We start from the raw sequence: 19,918 nt of genomic DNA on the forward strand, positions 1-19,918 counted from the left end.
GCATTGACACCGTCACGGGCCTCCCTCAGATTGTTATCACCGACTATTCTGATAACCGATGTTGATCTCGAGATATTCCAAGCCGGAGTTCGATCCGTACGGCGACAATTCACCGACCGAAGTGGATGTCTGGTGGCCGGCGCCGAGCATTGGCGCGCCATTGCAGGCGGTGCTGGCTCTGCCGGGCTCGAAATCCCTGACCAACCGGGAGCTCGTCGCATCCGCTCTCGCCAGTGAACCGTCTCTGCTGCGCGCGCCGCTGCACTCGCGCGACAGCGATCTCATGGTCGATGCCCTGCGGCAGCTCGGCGCCACGATCGAGGCCGTTGCGGGCGACGGGGCGTTCGGAACGGACCTGCTGGTGACCCCGCCCGAGGAATTGCTTGGCTCCACCACGATCGATTGCGGCCTGGCCGGCACGGTCATGCGTTTTCTGCCCCCGCTCGCAGCCCTCGCGCTTGGCCCGACCACGTTCGACGGCGATGCCGGTGCGCGACGCCGCCCGATGGGTCCCATCATCGGCGCTCTGCGCGACCTCGGCGGCGATATCAACGACGATGGCAAGCACGCCCTGCCCTTCACCGTGCACGGCCGCGGAGCGGTCACCGGCGGAGCCGTCACCATCGACGCCGGCAGCTCAAGCCAGTTCGTGTCGGGGCTGCTGCTGGCCGGCGCACGCTTCGAGCAGGGGCTGCACCTCACCCACTCCGGCGAACGGCTGCCGAGCCTGCCGCACATCGAGATGACCATCGAGGTGCTGCGCGCGCGCGGCGTCGACGTGTCTACGCCGAACGTCGGCGAGTGGATCGTCGCACCCGGTCAGCTCGCCGGTCGCACGGTCGACATCGAACCCGATTTATCAAACGCGGCACCCTTTCTGTGCGCCGCGCTCGTGGCCGGCGGCAGTGTCACCATCACCGGCTGGCCGGAGACGACGACGCAGGTCGGGGCCGACCTCGCCCAGCTGCTGCCGCTGTTCGGCGCCGTCGTCACGCGCGCCGGTGACCGGCTCACCGTCACCGGGGGCGAGCACATCGTCGGCGTCGACCTGGATCTCTCCGCTGGCGGGGAACTCGCCTGCACCCTCGTCGCTCTGGCCGCCCTGGCCTCGACGCCGAGCACGATCACCGGCATCGGGCACATTCGCCACCACGAGACCGACCGTCTCGCCGCACTGGCGACCGAGATCAATCGGCTGGGCGGCAAGGTCACCGAGCTGCCCGACGGCCTCCGGATCGAACCGGCGCCCCTGCACGGCGGCCAGTGGCTCAGCTACGACGACCACCGCATGGCCACGGCCGGTGCGCTGATCGGTCTCGCCGTGCCCGGCGTCGAGGTCGAGAACATCGGTACGACCGCGAAGACGCTCCCCCAGTTTCCCGAGTTGTGGCACGCGATGATCTCCGAAGCGGCGCTGTAGATGCCCGTGGCGCCGCCCGCTGACGGTTCTGAGGGTCTTGCCGAGGACCTGGCTGGCGATCCCGGCGACACCTGGTGGGCCTTAGCCGACGACGACGAACCGGAATTCGACGAGTCGAGCGTGCGCGTGCGCCCCGGCCGCAAGGGTAGTAAACCGCGCTCCAAGACCAGGCCGAGCCATCAGGATGCGCTGACCGGGCGCATCCTCTCGGTAGATCGCGGTCGCTACACCGTCATGCTCGACGAGAATCTGCCCACCGAGCGTCGAATCACAACCGCGCGGGCCAGCGAGCTGCGCAAGAAGGCGGTCGTCAACGGCGACCGGGTCGACATCGTCGGCGACACCACGGGCGCCGAGGGCAGCCTGGCCCGCATCGTGCGCATCGTGCCGCGCGACACCCTGCTGCGGAGGAGCGCCGACGACACTGACGCCGTCGAGCGCGTGATCGTGGCCAACGCCGACCAGATGCTGATCGTGGTCGCTGCGGCCAACCCGGAGCCGCGCATCCGCTTGGTGGATCGCTATTTGGTCGCGGCCTACGACGCCGGGGTGAAACCCATTCTGTGCATCACCAAGACCGACCTCGCCGACCCCGCCGCGTTCCTGGCCAACTTCGCCGGCCTCGACCTTCCGGTCTTTCAGAGTGGTGAGGGCGGCATGCCGATCGCCGAGATCTCGGCCGCGTTGGTCGGGCACGACACGGTCTTCGTCGGGCACTCCGGCGTCGGCAAGTCCACCCTGGTGAACGCGCTCGTGCCCGGCACCAACCGCGCCATCGGCGTCGTCAACACCGTCACCGGGCGCGGCCGGCACACCTCGTCGTCGACGGTGTCCCTGCGCCTCGAAACGGATGCCGGCCGCGGCTGGGTTATCGACACCCCCGGCGTGCGCTCCTTCGGCCTCGGTCACATCAACACCGACAATATTCTCAAGGCCTTCACCGACCTCGCGACGATCGCGGAGCGCTGCCCGCGCGGCTGCACTCACCTGCCCGATTCACCGGACTGCGCGATCATCGACGCGGTTGAGGCCGGCGAGCTCGGCGACACCGGCCGGGTGCGCCTCGACTCGCTGCAACGGCTGCTCGCCACGTTTGCGCCCGCCCGCTGAGTCTGCTCTCGATACGATGGAACCATGACGGATTCAGCGCGCCTTGCAGTCGGCGATACGGCCCCCCAGTTCACCCTGACCGACCAGGACGGGGCATCCGTTTCGCTTAGCGGTTTCGCGGGCAGCAAGGTGGTCGTGTATTTCTACCCGGCGGCGATGACCCCCGGCTGCACGACCCAGGCCTGTGACTTTCGCGACAACCTCGGGTCGCTCAAGTCCGCGGGCTACCAGGTGCTCGGCCTGTCGAAGGATGCCCCGGCCAAGCTCAAGACGTTCCAGGAGCATGATGCGGTTAACTTTCCGCTGCTGAGCGACAGCGCACTCGACGTGCACCGCGCCTACGGTGCCTGGGGCGAGAAGAACCTCTACGGCAAGATCGTGACCGGCGTGCTGCGGTCGACGTTCGTGCTGGACGAAGCCGGCGTCATCACCCACGCCCTGTACAACGTCAAGGCCACCGGCCACGTCGCCAGCCTGCGCAAGAAGCTCGGCATCGACGCCTGACCGTCTAGCGGTCAGGCGGCCGTGGTCAGGCGGCCGTAGTCAGGCGGCCGTGGTCAGGCGGCCGTAGTCAGTCGGCCGTGGTCAGGCGGCCGTAGTCAGTCGGCCGTAGTCAGTCGGCCGTAGTCAGTCGGCGTCCGGCTTCGGTTCGTGACTGGTCGCGGCGACGACCTTCGGAGTGAAGACCAGCACGAGCACCACGATCGAGGGGGCGAGCAGCGCCCAGCCGACGTCGGGGCGGGCGTAGATGCCCTGGAAGCAACCGACGGCGATCATGATCTGCACGAGCTGCCAGGTGACCGCGGCTCCACGAATCCACGGACGCCCGCGCAGGGCGCCGACCGTGATTGCGCTCACCCACACGGCCGCGACGGCCGTCAGCGCCAGCAGGGCGAACGCGCCACCCATCGAGGTCGGTGTATCGATGAGCAGTTCGAGCACCCACCAGGCCGTGAGCGCCCACAGTGCGAGCGCCTCCAGAGCTACGAGCCCTACAAGCACACCCAGCAGGGGGGCGCGACGAAACGCCCGGAGGTCGATCCGAGCTGGGCGCCGCGCACCAGAGTCGCTGTTCACAGCGAAAAGCCATACAAAACTATTGATTTGATACCTCTATTATGGGACGATATTTGAGGCCCGGTTGACGCTCACAGGGACGTGAGCTGTTTCAACGCGGTTATCGCGCAGATCCCACTTTCCTGCAACCGGCCATCACCCTGCAACTCTGGCCAATCGGCCGTGCACCCATGTAATAAAAGGAGCATCCCTATGGACTGGCGCGATAAAGCTGCCTGCCTCACCGCTGACCCGGAACTTTTTTTTCCGGTCGGTAACACTGGACCCGCTGTGGACCAGATCGAGAAGGCAAAATCGGTGTGCGCTCGCTGCAACGTCACGGAGGTCTGCCTCCAGTACGCACTCGAGACCGGTCAGGACTCTGGGGTCTGGGGCGGCCTGAGCGAGGACGAGCGACGTGCGCTCAAGCGTCGCGCCGCACGCGCCCGTCGCGCTTCCTAGCAAAGCCGGCACCGCTACAGAACGCGAGCCAACGGCCGTCCGGTATTCCCGGAGGCCGCGGGCTCGTTTTTTTGTGCTCTGCGAGCAGCCGGGCCGCGCGACCGCGCGGAATCGGCATCCGCTCGCCGGGCCCACCTTATGTCCCTGGGCCCAGTTTCTAACCTGGGCCCAGGGACGGGGCCCAGGCCCCGTCCCGAAAGGGCTAGGACTCCTGCATGAAGCGGAGGGGGATCTCGATCGTGACCTCGGTGCCGCTGCCCATCATGGTGTGCCAGTCGATGGTGCCGCCGAGCTCGCCCTGAATGAGCGTGCGCACGATCTGGGTGCCGAGCCCCGAACCGACTTTACCTTCCGGTAATCCGGCACCGGTGTCTCGCACCATGACGGTCAGTGTCTCATCGCTGCGCTGCGCCTCGATCGACACCTCGCCCTCGCGCCCGGCGAGGCCGTGCTCCACAGCATTGGTGACCAGTTCGGTCAAAACCAGCGCGAGCGGCGTCGCATAGGCGCTGGGCAGGGTGCCGAAGCTACCCGACGATTTGGGATGCACGGTCGTATTGTGAGCGGATGCGACCTCCACCGTGAGCAGCAGCACCCGCTCGAAAACGGCGTCGAAGTCGACGATCTGGCTGAGTCCCTCGGACAGGGTGTCGTGCACGACGGCAATCGCAGCGACCCGCCGCATCGCCTGGGTCAGCGCCTCGCGCGCCCGGTCGGACTGGGTACGCCGAGCCTGGATCCGCAGCAGCGAGGCGACGGTCTGCAGGTTGTTCTTGACCCGGTGGTGAATCTCCCGGATGGTGGCATCCTTGGTGATCAGCTCACGTTCCTGGTGCCGCAGTTCGGTAACGTCTCGCGACAACACGATCGCGCCGACGCGTTCGCCGCGGTTGCGAATGGGAATCGCCCGGAGCGACACCGTCACGCCGCGCGCTTCAATGTCGGTGCGCCACGGTGCCCGCCCGGTGACCACCAGGGGCAGCGACTCGTCCACGACGGCGGTGCCGGTGAGCAGGCCGGTCGTCACCTCGGCGAGCGATTCCCCCTCGAGTTCCTCGATGAAACCCATGCGGTTAAACGCCGAGAGCGCGTTGGGGCTGGCAAAGGTGGTCAGTCCGTCGACATCGAGCCGGAGCAGCCCGTCGGAGGCGCGTGGCGCGCCGCGGCGCGGACCGGTCGGAGCGCCGAGGTCGGGAAAGTCCCCGGACGCGATCATGGCGAACAGATCGTTGGCGCAGTCGTTGAAGGTCAGTTCCTGGCGTCCCGGCGTGCGTGCCTCGCTCAGGTTGCTGTGGCAGGTCAGCACCGCCACCGGGGCATCCGTTACCGCAGCACCGGTCGTGCTCAGCCGGCGCAGCACCGGGATAGCCCGCACCCGGGTCGGCGTCTCCTCATACCAGTCGGGAGCGGTGGCGTCGACGATCCTGGCGGTCTCGAACGCCTCGGTAACCTGATTGCGCCACTCGACCTTGATCTGCTGCCCGACGAAGTCGCGATAGAACAGTGTGGCGGCACTCGACGGCCGGGCATGCGCGACGGCGACGAAGCTACCAGACTGCGCCGGAACCCATACGACAATATCGGCGAAAGCGAGGTCGGCCAGCAGCTGGCCGTCGGCAACGAGCATGTGCAGCCAGTCCACGTCTTCCGCGCTGCTGCGGCCCTGGGCAAGAACGAGATCACTGAGAGTCGACACGATCACTAGCCTAGATCCCCGCGCGCTTCCCCCGGCACCCGCTGTGGTGATGCCACACCATTGGGTCCATGATGAGAACATGCACACACCGGCGGGCACTAAAGATCGCACCTTGATCGTCATCCTCGGCACTATCGCCGCCCTGGTGCTCGTCGCCCTCGTGGTGGTCTTCACCCGCGGCGCACCGGCACCGTTCGACCCAAGCACCCCGGAAGGCGTGGTGCAGGCCTATTCTGCGGCCGTCATCGCCGGTGACGAAGATGCGGCCGAAAAGCTGCTCACCGCAGAGGCCTTGGTGGGCTGTGGGCCCGTCGAACACGGTCCAACCAACAGCCTTCGCGTCGTACTGGTGTCAACGACGGTTCGCCCCAAATCAGCCGATGTCGTCGTGTCCCTGGTCACGTCCTACGACGACGGCCCGTTCGGCGCCTCCGAGTATGAGTTCGAGAGCAATTTCGACCTGGTCAGGGCGGACGGTGCCTGGCTGATCGAGACAGCTCCCTGGGAACTCTCCATCTGCCCGAACCCGACGGTAACGAAGTAATGTCCATCGTGGTTCTCCTCGTCCTCGTCGCCGTGCTGGGCGTAGGCATGACCGGCATCGTCATCGCTGTGCGCCGATCTCCTGGACAGCCCGGTAGCACATCAACGCCGACGGCACGCCGAGTGGTCGTGTACATCCTGTTGTTCGCGCTCGTGGTCATCGCCGCGATCGGCCTGAGCGGCCTCCTGGGGCGCGCCCTCGATACCGGCACCAACCTGGCCGGTATCGATGTGACCGGACTCGCGCGGTCCCTCGCCTTCACCCTGATCGCCGGCCCGTTCGCCGCGCTGCTCTGGTGGGTGCTGTGGCGGCGGATGGCGAGCGCGGAGCGGGCGTCGATCTCCTGGGGGCTCTACCTGGCCGGCCTGCAGACGGTCGCGCTCGTGACCGCGGCTTCTGCCCTGCTCGGGACCCTGGCGGCACTGGTGCGGGGCGACTGGCAGCCGCGCACCCTCGCGGTCGCGCTGATCTGGACGCTGGTGTGGGCCTGGCACCGGTGGATGTCTCGACACCCGTCCAAGAGTCCCCTGCAGTTGACGAGCGTCGCGCCCATTCTGAGCGCGATTTTCGGCTTGCTGATCGGAGCGGTCGGGGCGGTGACCGCGCTCGCATCCCTGGTCAATGCGGCCGTCGACGCGCTCCAGTCCTCGATCGTCATTGGCGACCCCTGGTGGCGGCTGGCCCTGCAGGCAGGCGTCTGGTTTCTCGGCGGCACCTTGATCTGGTGGTGGCAGTGGATGCGGGAGCGCGCCCGGCTCGTGCGCGGTGTGCTGGCCGATCTCACCCTCGTCGTCCTGGGGATCGCCGCCGCCGCTGCCGCGTCGCTGGCGGGAACGGGCACGGTGCTGTTCGTGCTGCTCCGGCTGGCCTTTGCCCGGGAGCATCCGCTGGACGATATTCTCGATCCGCTCGGCACCGCCGTGGCGACCGCTCTGGTCGGCGCTCTAATCTGGGCCTACCACCACGGTCTGCTGCGGCAGCGAGCGCTGCCGACCCGGCTGGCCGCCACCCTCGTCGTTTCCGGCTTCGGTCTGGTGGCTGCGGCTACCGGGCTGGGAATCATCGTCAATGCCCTGCTGTCCGGCCTGGCGCCGGTCGTGGTCGGGTCGGACACGCGCTCCCTGCTGCTCGGCGGGCTTAGCGCCGCAATCGTGGGTGGCCCGGTCTGGTGGGCCGCCTGGAAGCCGCTGCGCCCGGTCAATCCGGAGTCCGCCCAGGTGACGGGCCGCCGGGTCTACCTCATTCTCATCTTCGGGATCAGCGCGATCGTGGCCATTATCACCCTGCTCGTGATCGGCTACCGCATCTTCGAATTCGTCCTCGACGATCTGAGCCGACAGAGCCTGCTCGACCGGGTGCGGGCACCGTTGGGGCTGCTCGTCGCCACCGGCCTCGCCGCCGGCTACCACTTCTCGGTCTGGCGGAGGGACCGCGCTGCGCTGGCTGAGGCCGGGCTGCCCGGCCGTGCCATCCACCGAATCATTCTGGTCACGGCCGGCGACCCGACCGCGACCCGCGACCTCATCGCCGAGCTGACCGGCGCCGCCGTCACGGTCTGGCAGCGTGCGACCGCCCCCGACGGCCCTGCACCGACCAACGATGCACCGATCGACGCTGCACCTCGCGACGACGTCCTGCCATCGGCCGCGCGCCTCGGCCTGGCCTTGGCCGGGGTCACCGGAGCACGCGTGCTCGTCGTCGTGGGCGTCGGCGGCAGCGTCGACGTCATCCCGCTGCAGAACTGACCAGCGCAGGCCTGATCGATCAGTACTGGTCAGATCAGATCGCCGGGGCGGCCTTACGGCCAGGCCAGCGCACTCGCCGCGGCACCCGCTCGGTTTGGCCGACCGCAACGACGATCAGCTCATCGAGCACAAATCGACGGATGCTGACGCGCGCCGGGGACTTCGGCGCCCCGTCCCGCAGGGTGTGGCCGGTCAGTACGGCGGTATCGAGCGCGACCTGGTCGTGCGGCACCAGAACGGCGGAGTCGATGTTGCCGAGCAGCTTGAGGGTTCTCAAGACCTGCCCACGCGGATTGAGCCCCAGGGCGCTCGCCCGCACCTGATTGATCACAACACTCACGGCACGGCCGGTCGTGACCTCGGCGAGGTCCACCCAGGACCGCAAAAACCGCGCCATGCCGATCGGGTCGGCCAGTCCGCAGGCGACGACGTGGTCGGCCATCCGCAGCGCGGTCACCGTGGCCGCGTTGCGGCGCGGTGCCAACAGATCGCTGCTCAATTCCTCGTCGCTCTCCAGATTGAATCCGGTGTCCAGCACCACGTAATCCACCCAGTGTCGCAGCGCATCGATCGTGCGGGTGACCCGCTCGGTCGACAGTTCCGGCCAGCGAGACGGCCGGCCGAGACCGGTCAACACCCAGAAGGCGCCCTTCGGGGAATTGTAGCGCTGGGCGATGCGCTCGAGTTCTGACCGGTTCAGGCTGTCGCTGCCGGCCAGGCGGCAGGCGGCGGCAAAGCCGGGAGCCTCGTCGAGCATGCCGAGCCGCGGTGCGATGGACGCGCCGTAGGTGTCGACGTCGGCCAGCACCACGGTGTGGCCGGCCGCGGCAATTTCGGCTGCAATGTTAATGGCGAGCGTGGTACGCCCGGGCGCCCCGGACGGGCCCCACACCGCGATGACGGAGCCGGCACTCAGCGCGCCGCCGGTGAAGTGCCGATCCCCGACGCGCAGCGGCACCACCACGCCCGAGACGAGCAGGTCTTCGATCTCCGCCCAGTCACAGGGCAGGGCCACGGTTTCGTACAGGCCGAGCGAGCCGGCGTGCCGACGTTCCTGTTCCGATGCGGCGATGGCGACGACCCGGATGCCCCGCTCATCGCAGGCGGCGATCAGCTGGCCGGTCAGAGACTCCCGCCGACCACTGACCACGACGACGTGCGGCTGGCCGTGCGACAGCGATTCCAGAAAATCGCGGGCGGTATCCACGCGCGTCACCACACTGTGCCCGCACTCGATGATGTCGGCCAGCATGCGCTGCTCGGTCGTTCGGTCCAGCACGAGCGCGATCCGGGCCATCAGGGAACCACGGGGGTATTGACCGGCACGATCGCGAGGGCATCACCGTTCATGATCGCTTCGAGCACGTCGGCGACGTTCGCCTTGGGCACGAGCAATTCCACGGATTGACCATTGTCTGCGGCGATAATGCCGGTCGGGATCACGATCCGCACCACGACAGCCTGCGCCACGAGAATCGTCGGCGGCGCGTATTCGCCCGGCCCGGTCGCCCGCGCCGACCAGATGTCCACCACCGAACCGGACACGACCCTGGCTGCCAACCGGCCGGGAACGTCTACGACGACACTCGTCGTCAGCTCTCCGGCTGCTGCTCCGACCGCGGAGCGCGCCACGAGTTCCCCGGCCAGGATGGTCTGGGTGACCAGCATGCCCGGCTCGACCGAGGGCGACAGATAGAGGTCGGCGGCTCTGCCCAGCCGTACCCGGGTTTCAACGAGGTCGGTCTTCGTGAGGCGATCGCCGACGGTGAGCGTGTGGCGTGCGGTGTAGACCGCCGTGGTGCGGTCACTGCCGACGACGATCGCACTCACGCCGGCAATCGACGCGGCCACGAGCACGAGGCCGATGACGAATCGGGGGTCCACCCAGAAGCGGCGGCGCGTACGTGTGGAACCGGGTGACATCATCCGCTACCTCGCTTGTCTGGAAGGATTCGCTCTTATCGTGGCCCACTGTGCCACCCGGTGAAAAAGTTCTCCACAGGGCAGCGTCATTTCAGCCGGATGACATGGATCTGCCAGATCGGCACGATGCGGTAGTGAGCGATTTCGGGGCCACGGCGCAACGTTCCGAGCGGATGCACCGCCAGATCAATGTGGTCCCGCGCCACCCGGTCGATGGTTCCGGCCACCACACCGGCCCGGGTGTCCAGCTCCACGGCGCGCCGGCGACGGCACAGGTTGCGCAGGACGAACGGTAGTCCGACCCGTTCGACTCCCCGACCGGTCGCTGCCGATTCCACGGCCAACGACGCCCTGATCTGTTCCTCGTCGAGCAAGACTGCGGCGATGGCCGCGAGCGGGACCACGCACTGGCCGCGAGCGCTCTCGGAATCGAGCAGGTCGGCCGCAAGCCAGTCCCGGCCCAGCGCGGTCGGACGCAGGGCGAGCGTTTGGCCCGACACGAGCACCACGCGCAGCCGCAGGGCGCTGCCGAGGCTCGCGGACCGCACCACGTTGCTCAGCCGGGTGCGCAGGGAGAGCTTCTCCAGACGCTCCCGTTCCTCGTGCAGGCACAGGTCAGCGACCTCGGCCTGCAGCTCGTAGTCGAGCTGCCCTTCCAGGTCATCAAACAAATCATCCCAGCGCACACACCGAAAGTAGCCGAACCTGGGCGTTCTCGCTCACGTTGTCCACAGGCTCTTTAAGCCCTCGACAGTGCCGGAACAATGCTGCTTAGGTTTCCGCCATTGCAGCTCGTGCTCGACCTCAGGAGGCATCATGCCGTCACCCGGTAGCAGCGAATCGAATGCGCAGGCCCTCCGGCGGGAGCGAACCGAAGACGACGAGTTCTTCGGTCCTCAGCCCAGTACCATGGCGGAGCTCCCCGATCCGGAACCGCTGCTTCGGGCCCTGGCGATCTGCGCCTTCGAGGTCATCGCCGGAGTCCGACAGATTGAACACCTTGCGAGCTGGGTAACCGACGACGTCTATGCCCATCTGCGCGTTCGAGCGTCGATCGCAGCGCGGGCGCGCGCCGTCACCGGCCAGGTTGCTGACCGCCCCCGGCTCGCCATCGGCCACGTCACCCAGGTGAAGCGCGACACTGGAGGCCTGGACGCCGTCGTCGTCATGTTCGAGCGGCACCGGAGCTATGCGGTCGCGATCTGTTTGGAGGGGATGGACCGGCGGTGGCGAGCCTCGGTCCTGGTCGTGCTGTAAAGCACGGCCAAAACCGAGGGCGACCGAAACGCTACGTTGTTTTCTTACCCTGTGAGCGACGCTCCGCCCGGTTCACGGGGGCAGCACCCTCGGTTTTCTGACCGAAGGCTCCACGCTGGGGCGGTCCGGCCGGCTCGGTCGGTTCGTCATCGCTGGCAGCGACGGTGGCCGTGCGTCTGGCTCGATCGGTGGCGGTCTGCTGAATCTGACCGCGCTGGTTGCGCACCTCGATTCCACCCGAATCGCTCGGGGCGGTGTAGCTGAGCTTCTCCTCGGGGGAATCGGCCGGGGACAGCCCCTTGGCCGCGACGACCGGTCCGGCGACGGCTCCGGATCCGACCGTCACCTCGACGTCGAGGTTGAACAGGAACCCGACCGTTTCTTCGCGAATCTGTCCCATCATCTGCTGGAACATGGCGAAGCCTTCACGCTGGTACTCGACCAAAGGGTCTCGCTGAGCCATCGCGCGCAGACCGATGCCGTCCTTCAGATAATCCATCTCGTACAGGTGGTCGCGCCAGCGGCGGTCGATGACCGACAGCACCACGCGGCGTTCGAGCTCGCGCATGGCCGGAGAACCGAGGGACTCTTCCCGGCGGGTGTAGGCGAGCTTGGCGTCGGAGAGAATCTCGCGGCGCATGAAGTCGCGGTTGATTTTGCCCTTGTCGCCGGCCTCTGATACGACCTCGTCGATGGTCAGTCCCACCGGGTAGAGCGTCTTGAGCTCGGTCCACATGGCATCGAAGTCCCAGTCGTCGCCGTTGCCTTCGCCGGCGTGCACGTCGAGCACCTCGTCGATGACGTTGGTGAGGAAGGTCTGGGTGCGCTCGTGCAGGTCGTCGCCCTCAAGGATGTGCCGGCGGTCGCCGTAGATCGCCTCGCGCTGGCGGTTGAGTACGTCGTCATACTTGAGCACGTTCTTGCGAATCTCGGCGTTGCGACCCTCGACCTGCGACTGGGCGCTGCGAATGGCCCGGCTGACGACCTTAGACTCGATCGCCATATCGTCGGGCACCCCCTGGCGCCCCATCAGTGCTTCGGCGGCGCCGGCGTTGAACAGGCGCATGAGGTCATCGGTGAGGGAGAGGTAGAAGCGGCTCTCGCCCGGGTCGCCCTGGCGACCGCTGCGTCCGCGCAGCTGGTTGTCGATGCGACGGGACTCGTGCCGTTCGGTGCCGAGCACGTACAGGCCACCGGCGGCGATGACCTTGTCGGCCTCTTCCGCCACGTCGGCCTTTACCGCGGTGAAGACGTCATCCCAGGCGAGTTCATACTCGTCGGGGGTCTCAATCGGGCTGAGACCCTTCGCGTTCATCTCGGCGACGGCGATGAACTCGGCGTTGCCGCCGAGCATCACGTCGGTACCACGACCGGCCATGTTGGTGGCCACGGTCACCGAACCGAGGCGACCGGCCTGCGCGACGATCGCGGCCTCACGGGCGTGGTTCTTGGCGTTGAGCACCTCGTGCCGCACGCCCTTCTTGGCGAGCAGACGCGACAGGTATTCGCTCTTTTCAACGCTCGTGGTGCCGACCAGAACTGGCTGCCCGGCCGCATGGCGTTCGACGATGTCCTCGACGACCTGACGAAACTTGGACTCTTCGTTCTTGTAGATCAGATCGGACTGGTCGAGGCGCTTCATCGGCTTGTTGGTGGGGATGGCCACCACGCCGAGCTTGTAGGTACTCATGAACTCGGCGGCCTCGGTCTCGGCTGTTCCGGTCATGCCGGAGATCTTGGAGTAGAGGCGGAAATAGTTCTGCAGGGTGACCGTGGCCAGGGTCTGGTTCTCGGCCTTGACCGCGACACCCTCCTTGGCTTCGATGGCCTGGTGGATGCCCTCGTTGTAGCGACGGCCCATCAGGATTCGGCCGGTGTGCTCATCCACGATGAGTACCTCGCCGTTCATCACGACGTAGTCCTTGTCCTTCTTGAACAGGGCGTTCGCCTTGATCGCGTTGTTCAGGAAGGAGATCAACGGGGTATTGGCCGATTCGTACAGGTTGTCGATGCCGAGGTAATCCTCGACCTTTTCAATGCCGGGTTCGAGCACACCGATGGTGCGCTTCTTCTCGTCGACCTCGAAATCTTCGTCGGGAACCAGGCGCTTGGCCAGGCTGGCGAACTCGTTAAACCAGCGGTTGGCTTCGCCGGAAGCGGGTCCGGAGATGATCAGGGGGGTGCGTGCCTCGTCGATGAGAATCGAGTCGACCTCGTCGACGATGGCGAAGTAGTGACCGCGCTGCACCATGTCGCTGGACTGCCAGGCCATATTGTCGCGCAGGTAGTCGAAACCGAATTCATTGTTGGTGCCGTAGGTGATGTCGGCGGCATACATTTCCCGACGCGCAGCCGGAGTCTGGCCGGAGATGATGCATCCGGTCGTCATACCGAGGGCGCGGAAGACGCGGCCCATGAGCTCGCTCTGGTAGCTCGCGAGGTAGTCGTTGACCGTGATGACGTGCACACCGCGGCTGCTGATCGCATTGAGATAGGCGGCAGTGGTGGCGACCAGGGTCTTGCCCTCACCGGTCTTCATCTCGGCGATGTTGCCGAGGTGCAGTGCTGCCCCGCCCATCAGCTGCACGTCGAAGTGCCGCAGCCCCAGGGTTCGGGTGCTCGCCTCGCGCACGGCGGCGAACGCCTCGGGGAGCAAGTCGTCGAGCGATTCGCCGTTGGAGTACCGCTCCCGCAGGGTGACGGTCTCGTTCTTGAGCTCCTCGTCGGTGAGCTCGTGGAAGTCCTCTTCCAGCGCGTTGATGGCTTTCGCGTAGTTTTCCAGGCGGCGCAGAACGCGGCCTTCACCAACACGAAGAACCTTTTCAAGAATTGACGCCACGAATGTACTCCACTAGTCAAACGGTGCAGACACGCGCTGCGGAAGCTCGATTGAACCGCTCCCGCAGCGCCTGCCTGCGCCTCTCGTCTGGCAGATGCCAGAGCGCCGACCTGGTCGGCAACTAAGGCAATGCTAGTTGGTCAGTTGGCACGCCCGCTGGCAACGGGCACAGCCTCGTGCAACTCACTGACGGCACTATCGAGTTCGATGACTCCATAGTCCCAGCCCTTGCGGCGGTAGACCACGCTCGGACGCTTGGTTTCGATATCCTGGAACAGGTAGAAGTCGTGCCCGACCAGCTCCATGAAGTAGAGCGCATCGTCGACCGACATGGGCGCAGCGGCGAAGACCTTGCGACGGATGACGACGGGGCAGTACTCTTCCTCGACCGCGACGGCGGGGGCATCCGCTTGCACGATGGGAATCGCGCCGGTGCGCACCCGCTCGAGCGTTTCGGGGTTGGCTGGCGTGATGTCGATGACGCTGAACCCGACCGCGGATGCCTCGTGCAGCGAGGTGGGGCGGTGGGCTCCACCGCGGTGCACCTTCTTGCGGTCCTTGGCGCGGCGAACACGCTCGAGTAAACGGCCGAGCGCCACGTCGAAAGCAGCGTATTTGTCGGATCCGTCCGCTTCGGCCCGAACGAGCGGACCCTTACCGATCAGGCTGAGTTCAACCCGGTCGTTGCCGACGGCTGCACCGTTCTTCTCGTGGTGGCGGCTGACCTTGATTTCGAGTGCGAGGGCCTTATCCGCGAGGAGTGCGATTTTCTCGGCCTTCTCCGTCGCGTAATCCCGGAAGCGATCAGTGATCCCAAGGTTGCGTCCGACGATGTTAGTTTCCATGACGACCTCCAGTTTGGCGGACCGCCCTCAAACCGGGCGATCATTGCGCGCCTTTGACTCCACCGTAGCCGGGGCGATGGGATAAGTCACAGTATTTGTTAACCAGTTTGTGCGACGGGTCGTTATCGCGGCAGCAGACGCCGCGTTTCCGCCAGTGTGGCCAGGCCAACGACGGTGCCGCCCGCAGCGAACACGGCACGGCGCGCCTCGAGGAGCGTGGCGCCGGTGGTCACGATGTCGTCGACCAGGATTACAGCGACTCCGTTGAGTGGATGTCGGGCCATGAGGCTGTGGTCTTTGTTCGCGGCGCGCTCAGTACGGCCCAGACCGACCTGGTCGCTGACCACGCCGCGTTGGGCGAGCAACGGGGCCGGGTGGAGGCCAGCGCGATGCAGCAGTGCATCGACCGGGTGGTAGCCGCGGGCCCGCCAGGCCCGGCGTGAGGAGGGGATGGTCACGAGCTCGATTCCGGCCGGGCCCGGCGCGACCCGGCTAAGTGCGGGCAGGGTCGGTGCGGGCCAGCTCGGTGCGGGCAGGCTCGGCGCGGCGGCGAGCGCGGCCACGATGGCTGCTCGCAGCGGTGCGGCCAGCGCCGCGGCGGCATCCGTTCGCCCGTTGTCTTTGTAGGCAGCGATCACGTGGCGGGCCACACCCTCGTAGGTGAGCGCCGACCAGATGCGCACGTCGTCGCGGGTGACCGGGTGCACGGCCGGGAGCAGCGCCAGCCGGCAGGCCGCGCACAGGGCACGGTCAGCGGCTCCACAGCCGCTGCAGGAGGTGGGCAGCAGCGCCGCCCAGGCGTCCAATGCCGCAGCGGTCAGGTGGTCACGCAGCCGGTGGCTCATGGCGCCAGTGTGCCCGATGCTGCGGTGCGGATGGGAGCGAGCGGGCGGGCGGCGGACGGCCGCGCCCGGCGCCGCCGGTGGAGGAGCCGGCCGGCTTCAGCGCGCGCTCAGCGACCGAGACCCTGCTGGGTGGCGAGCAGCGTCACGTCGTCGATGCGGGCCTGCCAGCCCGCACCGCGTTGCACCTCGAGGCTACCGATGTCAGTGAGCGCACGCAGGTCGCGCACCGAGTTGCTGCCGACGATGAACCGGCTGCTCGCGGGCGACTCCAGGGTGGAGCTGACGCCACCGAGCTGTTGCGTGACGATGCGGGACTCGCCGCTCGGCAGAGCACTGAGCGAGGCGACGGTCAATTCGTCGATCCAGGTCGCATCGAGGCCGACCCCTCCGCCTCCGGCCAGCAGTACCGGCGGTCCGATGCCGGTGGGAACCGACCCGTCACGAATGATCGACGCGACCACGAATCGGGTTTCGGATCCGGTGCCGAGCAGGGCGATCAGACGGGAGCCGTCGCGGGAGATTTTCAGGGCGGTAATCGACGTCGCCTCCGGCCAGGGTGTTGGCAACACTGTCGCTTCCCCCGTTGGGCTGTAGACGACCAGCGCGCTCGGGTCGTTCGACGGCACCGACCAGACGAAGCCGTCGTTGTCGCTGGACGGCGCGAGCAGGCCCGAGCGAGAATCAAGCAGCTCGGGGTCGTCGCCGGCGCGCACGACGTAGACTCCGTCGGCGGCGAGAACCGCGGCTGTTCCCTGGCCGGACGAGAGCGTCACCGCGGTGGGGGCCAGCTGGGCGATGGTCGCCGACAGACCGTCGACCGGGGTGATGCTTTGCCCGGTCGCGGCGAGAAAGCCGAATTCACCGCCGCGCAAGACGAGCGCGCGGGCGTCGACGCGCGGGTCCACCGTGGGAGCCCCCGACTGCAGGTCGTCGATGGACTGGGAGTTCTGGTCGATCGTGATGTCAACGGACAGGCCAGCTGGCAGGCTGGCCACGAGCTGCGCCTTCATGCGCTGCAGGGTTTGTCGATCGGCGTTGAGCGCCTCGCTGTTCAGATCGACCATGGCCTGGCGCCCCACAACCTGTACCGCGTCAGCGGTGAGTTTGGACCCGGCCGGGAACGCCGTGGCGACCGCGCCATCCAGCCAGGCGCTCGGCCCGCCGAGCACGGCGTTGACCAGTTTGGTGGGGGCGGATGCTCCGCGCGGAAACCAGCGCAGGTCCGGCACCAGATAGCGAAACCCTGGGTCGTAAAAGTACACCGGCTGAGCGCTGAACACATCATTGAAGGTGTTTTCGTCAATGACGGTGCCGTTGGGGGCCGCACTAATGCGCCACTGGTCACCGACCTTCGCAAATTCGTAGCGCAACGGAACCGGGGTGGCGTCGACCTCGCGGTATTCGCCGGACACGTCCACCTCGGCGATCGGCGTGATGGCCACGAGCGTTGTGCCCTCGTCGACGACCGTCAGTGTGCGCCCGAAGCCATTGTCGACCGTGACTCCGACGGTGGGGTCCCAGACGGAACCGAACTGCGGAACGAGAAATTGGCGAGCGATATCGTAGTTGTTCTCCGGGCTCGAGGAAGCATCGATGAACCCGCGCAGAATGGAATCCGTTGATGCGTCCTTCTGCGGCAGCGCCGGGAGAAAAACCGGAGCCGGATTGGCGTCGGGGACAAGGTCCGTTCCGGCGTGCACCACTCCGTCGCGGGGAATGCCGGTGCAGCCGCCCAGGCCGACGGCCAGCGCGATAGCGACGAGCCCGGCCGGCACAACGCGGCCGACCCAGCCGCGCCACGGTGAATGGTGGTTATGCATGCGGGCCTCCGCCCAGAACGGGAACGTGCCCGGGCTCGCCGAGCTGGTCAGTGGCGTCGGCGGGTGGCAGCGGAAGGGGCGAGGATTCGAGCAGGCCCTGGGCGGTGCGGGGCAGGGTCAGCCGAAAGCAGGAACCCTCGCCGGGACGGGACCAGACCTGCAGCCATCCGTTGTGCACGCTCGCGTCTTCCCGGGAGATCGCCAGCCCCAGGCCGGTGCCGCCGATCGTGCGCTGACGGGACGGGTCAGCGCGCCAGAACCGGTCGAAGACGTGCGCGACTTCGGCCTGGCTCATGCCCAGGCCGTAATCGCGCACGGCGAGCGCGACCGCCTTCGCGTCGCTGTCGACCGACACCACGACCGGTTTGCCCTCACCGTGCTCGATAGCGTTGCCGATGAGGTTGTGCAGCACCCGACGGATACGTCGCGGATCGACGTCGGCGTTGAGGTACCCGCCCGGCGCCACCAGCCGTAGGTCGCTGCCCTTGGACTCGGCCAGGGATCGCAGGCTGTCGATGGCGTCCTCGGCGAGATAAACCAGGTTCGTCGGTTCGCTCTCCAGCTCAACAGAGCCGGCGTCGTAGCGGCTGATTTCGAGCAGGTCGCTCAGCAGCAGCTCAAACCGCTCCACCTGGGTGTGCAGCAGCTCGGCCGTGCGCCCGGTCGCCGGCGGAAAACTCGCCCGCTGGTCATAGAGCACATCACCGGCCAAACGGATGGTCGTCAGCGGCGTGCGCAGTTCGTGCGAGACATCCGAGACAAAACGTTGTTGCACCTCGGACAGGTCGGCGAGTTCACGAATCTGACTTTGCAGGCTGTCGGCCATTCCGTTGAATGATCGCGCGAGCGTGGCGATGACGTCTTCGCCCTTCTCCGGGATGCGCACCATGAGGTCGCCGGAGGCCAGTTTCTGGCTGGTTTCGGCGGCGACCCGCAGCGGTGTGACGACGAAACGAACGACAATCCAGGTCACGGCCCCGATCAGCAGCACGAGGGCGACACCGGCGACGCCGAGCGTCTGCTGCACGAAGAGCAGCGTCGCTTCGGCGTCTTGCAGGCTGTACGCGATGTAGAGCTCGTAGCGGCCCGCGACCGGAACAGTGATCTGCGACCCCACGACGATGCCGGGGACGGTCGCGGTCTCGCCAGTCAGAGTGACCGATTGCCAGAATTGCTCACCGTTGTTGCCCTGAACCTGGGTGCGCAGGTCGGCGCCGATCACCCCGGTGGACTGCCCGAACGTCGAGGAGTCCTGCGGCGCAACGGTCGACGATTCCTGGCCGGGCACGCGAAGCACGGCGACCAGCCGGCTCGATGACGTCGTGGAGATGGAGGTTCGAGCGGAACTGAGCAAGTTCTGGACCTGAACCCGGTCCGTGGCATCCGAGGCATCAAACAGGCTCTGCGCGGCGCTCGTCGCCCGGTTGGAATCGAGCAGCACCTGGCTGAGCCGAGACTGAAACAGGTCATTGCCGATGCTGACCGACATATAAACGCCGACGACGAGGATGGCCAGCCCGGAGAAGGCGACCGAAATGGTCACCGTACGAAACTGCAGGGAGGATCGCCACGACGAACGCAGCAGACGCGGCCAGTTGCGCGGTCTGCTCCAATACGTCAATTGCGGCATGGGGAGCCCCACCGGTTCTGCTGTTGCCTGACGTTCATGGTGGGGCTAGCTGACGACACCGGCACGGTAGCCGACGCCGCGCACCGTCATGACAATTTTCGGATTGTCCGGGTCGTGCTCGACCTTGGCGCGCAGTCGTTGCACGTGCACGTTCACCAGCCGGGTGTCAGCCTTGTAGTGGTAACCCCAGACCTGCTCCAGCAGCATCTCCCGGGTGAACACCTGTTGCGGTTTGGAGGCGAGGGCCAGCAGCAGGTCGAATTCGAGCGGGGTGAGGTTGATCGAAGCATCGCCGCGGGTGACTTCATGGCCGACCGCGTTCACGACGAGGTCGCCGATGTGCAGGCTAAGCGCACCGTCGACGGCCGGCGGACGCAGGCGGGTGCGGATGCGGGCGACGAGTTCCTTGGGATTGAACGGCTTGACCATGTAGTCGTCAGCACCGGATTCGAGCCCCTTGACCACATCAGTGGTGTCGGAGCGGGCCGTGAGCATGATGATGGGTACGCCGGATTCGGCCCGGATCAGGCGGCAGACTTCGATGCCGTCGAGGCCGGGCAGCATGAGGTCGAGCAGCACCAGGTCGGGCTTCTCGGTGCGAAAAATGTCGAGGGCGAGTGATCCGTCGGCGCAGTAGCCCGGGGTGAAGCCTTCGCCCTGCAAAACGATACCGATCATCTCGGACAGGGCGGTGTCGTCATCGACAACCAAAATGCGTGCGGTCAT

18 protein-coding genes are annotated in these 19,918 nt (G+C 66.8%); 7 read left to right on the plus strand and 11 right to left on the minus strand.

The window, feature by feature from the left end; genetic code table 11:
• Positions 1-58: 58 nt before the first annotated feature.
• From aroA to bcp, 3 genes are read left to right on the plus strand one after another with little or no spacing between them, the layout of a single operon-like run.
• Positions 59-1,420 carry a 3-phosphoshikimate 1-carboxyvinyltransferase gene (gene aroA / locus E3O45_RS03565; RefSeq protein ID WP_134441764.1) on the plus strand — a complete coding sequence of 454 codons (1,362 nt, stop codon included), beginning with the start codon at positions 59-61 and terminating at the stop codon, positions 1,418-1,420.
• Positions 1,421-2,530: a ribosome small subunit-dependent GTPase A gene (rsgA, locus tag E3O45_RS03570; RefSeq protein WP_134441765.1), complete on the plus strand. Its 1,110-nt coding sequence runs from the start codon at positions 1,421-1,423 to the stop codon at positions 2,528-2,530. It abuts the gene before it with no gap.
• 24 nt (positions 2,531-2,554) lie between these two features.
• Entirely contained in the window at positions 2,555-3,034 is a 480-nt protein-coding gene (gene bcp, locus E3O45_RS03575) for a thioredoxin-dependent thiol peroxidase (protein WP_134441767.1), read from the plus strand.
• 123 nt (positions 3,035-3,157) lie between these two features.
• On the opposite strand, the gene E3O45_RS03580 is transcribed toward bcp, so the two are convergent.
• Positions 3,158-3,607, minus strand: coding sequence for a hypothetical protein (locus tag E3O45_RS03580; protein WP_241985202.1), 450 nt, complete (start codon positions 3,605-3,607; stop codon positions 3,158-3,160).
• A gap of 192 nt (positions 3,608-3,799) precedes the next feature.
• Between E3O45_RS03580 and E3O45_RS03585 the strand changes: the two genes are divergently transcribed.
• Positions 3,800-4,048: a WhiB family transcriptional regulator gene (locus E3O45_RS03585; protein ID WP_035837005.1), complete on the plus strand. Its 249-nt coding sequence runs from the start codon at positions 3,800-3,802 to the stop codon at positions 4,046-4,048.
• 202 nt (positions 4,049-4,250) lie between these two features.
• On the opposite strand, the gene E3O45_RS03590 is transcribed toward E3O45_RS03585, so the two are convergent.
• On the minus strand, positions 4,251-5,744 hold the full coding sequence (locus E3O45_RS03590; RefSeq protein ID WP_134441768.1) for a sensor histidine kinase: 1,494 nt from the start codon (positions 5,742-5,744) through the stop codon (positions 4,251-4,253).
• A gap of 79 nt (positions 5,745-5,823) precedes the next feature.
• Here E3O45_RS03590 and E3O45_RS03595 point away from each other — a divergent pair, with 79 nt between their 5' ends.
• Together E3O45_RS03595 and E3O45_RS03600 are read left to right on the plus strand one after the other, a co-directional pair.
• Positions 5,824-6,288 carry a hypothetical protein gene (locus E3O45_RS03595; protein WP_134441770.1) on the plus strand — a complete coding sequence of 155 codons (465 nt, stop codon included), beginning with the start codon at positions 5,824-5,826 and terminating at the stop codon, positions 6,286-6,288.
• Positions 6,288-8,033: a DUF5671 domain-containing protein gene (locus E3O45_RS03600; RefSeq protein WP_241985203.1), complete on the plus strand. Its 1,746-nt coding sequence runs from the start codon at positions 6,288-6,290 to the stop codon at positions 8,031-8,033. The genes E3O45_RS03595 and E3O45_RS03600 overlap by 1 nt, the downstream gene beginning before the upstream one ends.
• Positions 8,034-8,067: 34 nt before the next feature.
• On the opposite strand, the gene E3O45_RS03605 is transcribed toward E3O45_RS03600, so the two are convergent.
• From E3O45_RS03605 to E3O45_RS03615, 3 genes are all read right to left on the minus strand, one after another.
• Positions 8,068-9,330 (minus strand): regulator, encoded by a 1,263-nt coding sequence (locus tag E3O45_RS03605; protein ID WP_134441772.1) that lies wholly within the window; start codon positions 9,328-9,330, stop codon positions 8,068-8,070.
• On the minus strand, positions 9,330-9,959 hold the full coding sequence (locus tag E3O45_RS03610) for a hypothetical protein (RefSeq protein WP_134441774.1): 630 nt from the start codon (positions 9,957-9,959) through the stop codon (positions 9,330-9,332). Before E3O45_RS03610 ends, E3O45_RS03605 begins: the two co-directional genes overlap by 1 nt.
• Before the next feature lie 83 nt (positions 9,960-10,042).
• Positions 10,043-10,642 (minus strand): hypothetical protein, encoded by a 600-nt coding sequence (locus E3O45_RS03615; RefSeq protein WP_134441776.1) that lies wholly within the window; start codon positions 10,640-10,642, stop codon positions 10,043-10,045.
• A 130-nt stretch (positions 10,643-10,772) separates the two neighbouring features.
• On the opposite strand from E3O45_RS03615, the gene E3O45_RS03620 reads away from it, so the two are divergent.
• Entirely contained in the window at positions 10,773-11,213 is a 441-nt protein-coding gene (locus E3O45_RS03620; RefSeq protein ID WP_134441778.1) for an Rv3235 family protein, read from the plus strand.
• A gap of 31 nt (positions 11,214-11,244) precedes the next feature.
• Here E3O45_RS03620 and secA read toward each other — a convergent pair whose 3' ends face one another.
• From secA to mtrA, 6 genes are all read right to left on the minus strand, one after another.
• Positions 11,245-14,052 (minus strand): preprotein translocase subunit SecA, encoded by a 2,808-nt coding sequence (secA, locus tag E3O45_RS03625; RefSeq protein ID WP_134441779.1) that lies wholly within the window; start codon positions 14,050-14,052, stop codon positions 11,245-11,247.
• A gap of 140 nt (positions 14,053-14,192) precedes the next feature.
• On the minus strand, positions 14,193-14,897 hold the full coding sequence (hpf, locus tag E3O45_RS03630) for a ribosome hibernation-promoting factor, HPF/YfiA family (protein WP_134441781.1): 705 nt from the start codon (positions 14,895-14,897) through the stop codon (positions 14,193-14,195).
• Positions 14,898-15,019: 122 nt separating this feature from the next.
• The gene (locus tag E3O45_RS03635; RefSeq protein WP_134441783.1) at positions 15,020-15,742 is read right to left on the minus strand and encodes a ComF family protein; all 723 of its coding nucleotides are present in this window, start codon (positions 15,740-15,742) and stop codon (positions 15,020-15,022) included.
• A 107-nt stretch (positions 15,743-15,849) separates the two neighbouring features.
• Complete coding sequence (locus E3O45_RS03640) at positions 15,850-17,562, minus strand: LpqB family beta-propeller domain-containing protein (protein WP_134441785.1); 1,713 nt, start codon at positions 17,560-17,562, stop codon at positions 15,850-15,852.
• Complete coding sequence (gene mtrB, locus E3O45_RS03645; protein WP_134441787.1) at positions 17,555-19,192, minus strand: MtrAB system histidine kinase MtrB; 1,638 nt, start codon at positions 19,190-19,192, stop codon at positions 17,555-17,557. The genes E3O45_RS03640 and mtrB overlap by 8 nt, the downstream gene beginning before the upstream one ends.
• 45 nt (positions 19,193-19,237) lie before the next feature.
• Complete coding sequence (gene mtrA, locus E3O45_RS03650; protein ID WP_134441789.1) at positions 19,238-19,918, minus strand: MtrAB system response regulator MtrA; 681 nt, start codon at positions 19,916-19,918, stop codon at positions 19,238-19,240.

The organism is Cryobacterium sp. TMS1-20-1, from assembly GCF_004402355.1.
Taxonomy (GTDB): Bacteria; Actinomycetota; Actinomycetes; order Actinomycetales; family Microbacteriaceae; genus Cryobacterium; species Cryobacterium levicorallinum.

What these genes read in the sequence shown, in the direction of transcription:
- E3O45_RS03640 (WP_134441785.1), bottom strand. Translation starts at nt 17,562, where the DNA reads ATGCATAACCACCATTCACCGTGGCGCGGCTGGGTCGGCCGCGTTGTG.
- aroA (WP_134441764.1), top strand. Translation starts at nt 59, where the DNA reads ATGTTGATCTCGAGATATTCCAAGCCGGAGTTCGATCCGTACGGCGAC.
- rsgA (WP_134441765.1), top strand. Translation starts at nt 1,421, where the DNA reads ATGCCCGTGGCGCCGCCCGCTGACGGTTCTGAGGGTCTTGCCGAGGAC.
- E3O45_RS03620 (WP_134441778.1), top strand. Translation starts at nt 10,773, where the DNA reads ATGCCGTCACCCGGTAGCAGCGAATCGAATGCGCAGGCCCTCCGGCGG.
- E3O45_RS03635 (WP_134441783.1), bottom strand. Translation starts at nt 15,742, where the DNA reads ATGAGCCACCGGCTGCGTGACCACCTGACCGCTGCGGCATTGGACGCC.
- E3O45_RS03610 (WP_134441774.1), bottom strand. Translation starts at nt 9,959, where the DNA reads ATGATGTCACCCGGTTCCACACGTACGCGCCGCCGCTTCTGGGTGGAC.
- hpf (WP_134441781.1), bottom strand. Translation starts at nt 14,897, where the DNA reads ATGGAAACTAACATCGTCGGACGCAACCTTGGGATCACTGATCGCTTC.
- E3O45_RS03605 (WP_134441772.1), bottom strand. Translation starts at nt 9,330, where the DNA reads ATGGCCCGGATCGCGCTCGTGCTGGACCGAACGACCGAGCAGCGCATG.
- E3O45_RS03585 (WP_035837005.1), top strand. Translation starts at nt 3,800, where the DNA reads ATGGACTGGCGCGATAAAGCTGCCTGCCTCACCGCTGACCCGGAACTT.
- mtrB (WP_134441787.1), bottom strand. Translation starts at nt 19,192, where the DNA reads ATGCCGCAATTGACGTATTGGAGCAGACCGCGCAACTGGCCGCGTCTG.
- mtrA (WP_134441789.1), bottom strand. Translation starts at nt 19,918, where the DNA reads ATGACCGCACGCATTTTGGTTGTCGATGACGACACCGCCCTGTCCGAG.
- E3O45_RS03595 (WP_134441770.1), top strand. Translation starts at nt 5,824, where the DNA reads ATGCACACACCGGCGGGCACTAAAGATCGCACCTTGATCGTCATCCTC.
- E3O45_RS03600 (WP_241985203.1), top strand. Translation starts at nt 6,288, where the DNA reads ATGTCCATCGTGGTTCTCCTCGTCCTCGTCGCCGTGCTGGGCGTAGGC.
- bcp (WP_134441767.1), top strand. Translation starts at nt 2,555, where the DNA reads ATGACGGATTCAGCGCGCCTTGCAGTCGGCGATACGGCCCCCCAGTTC.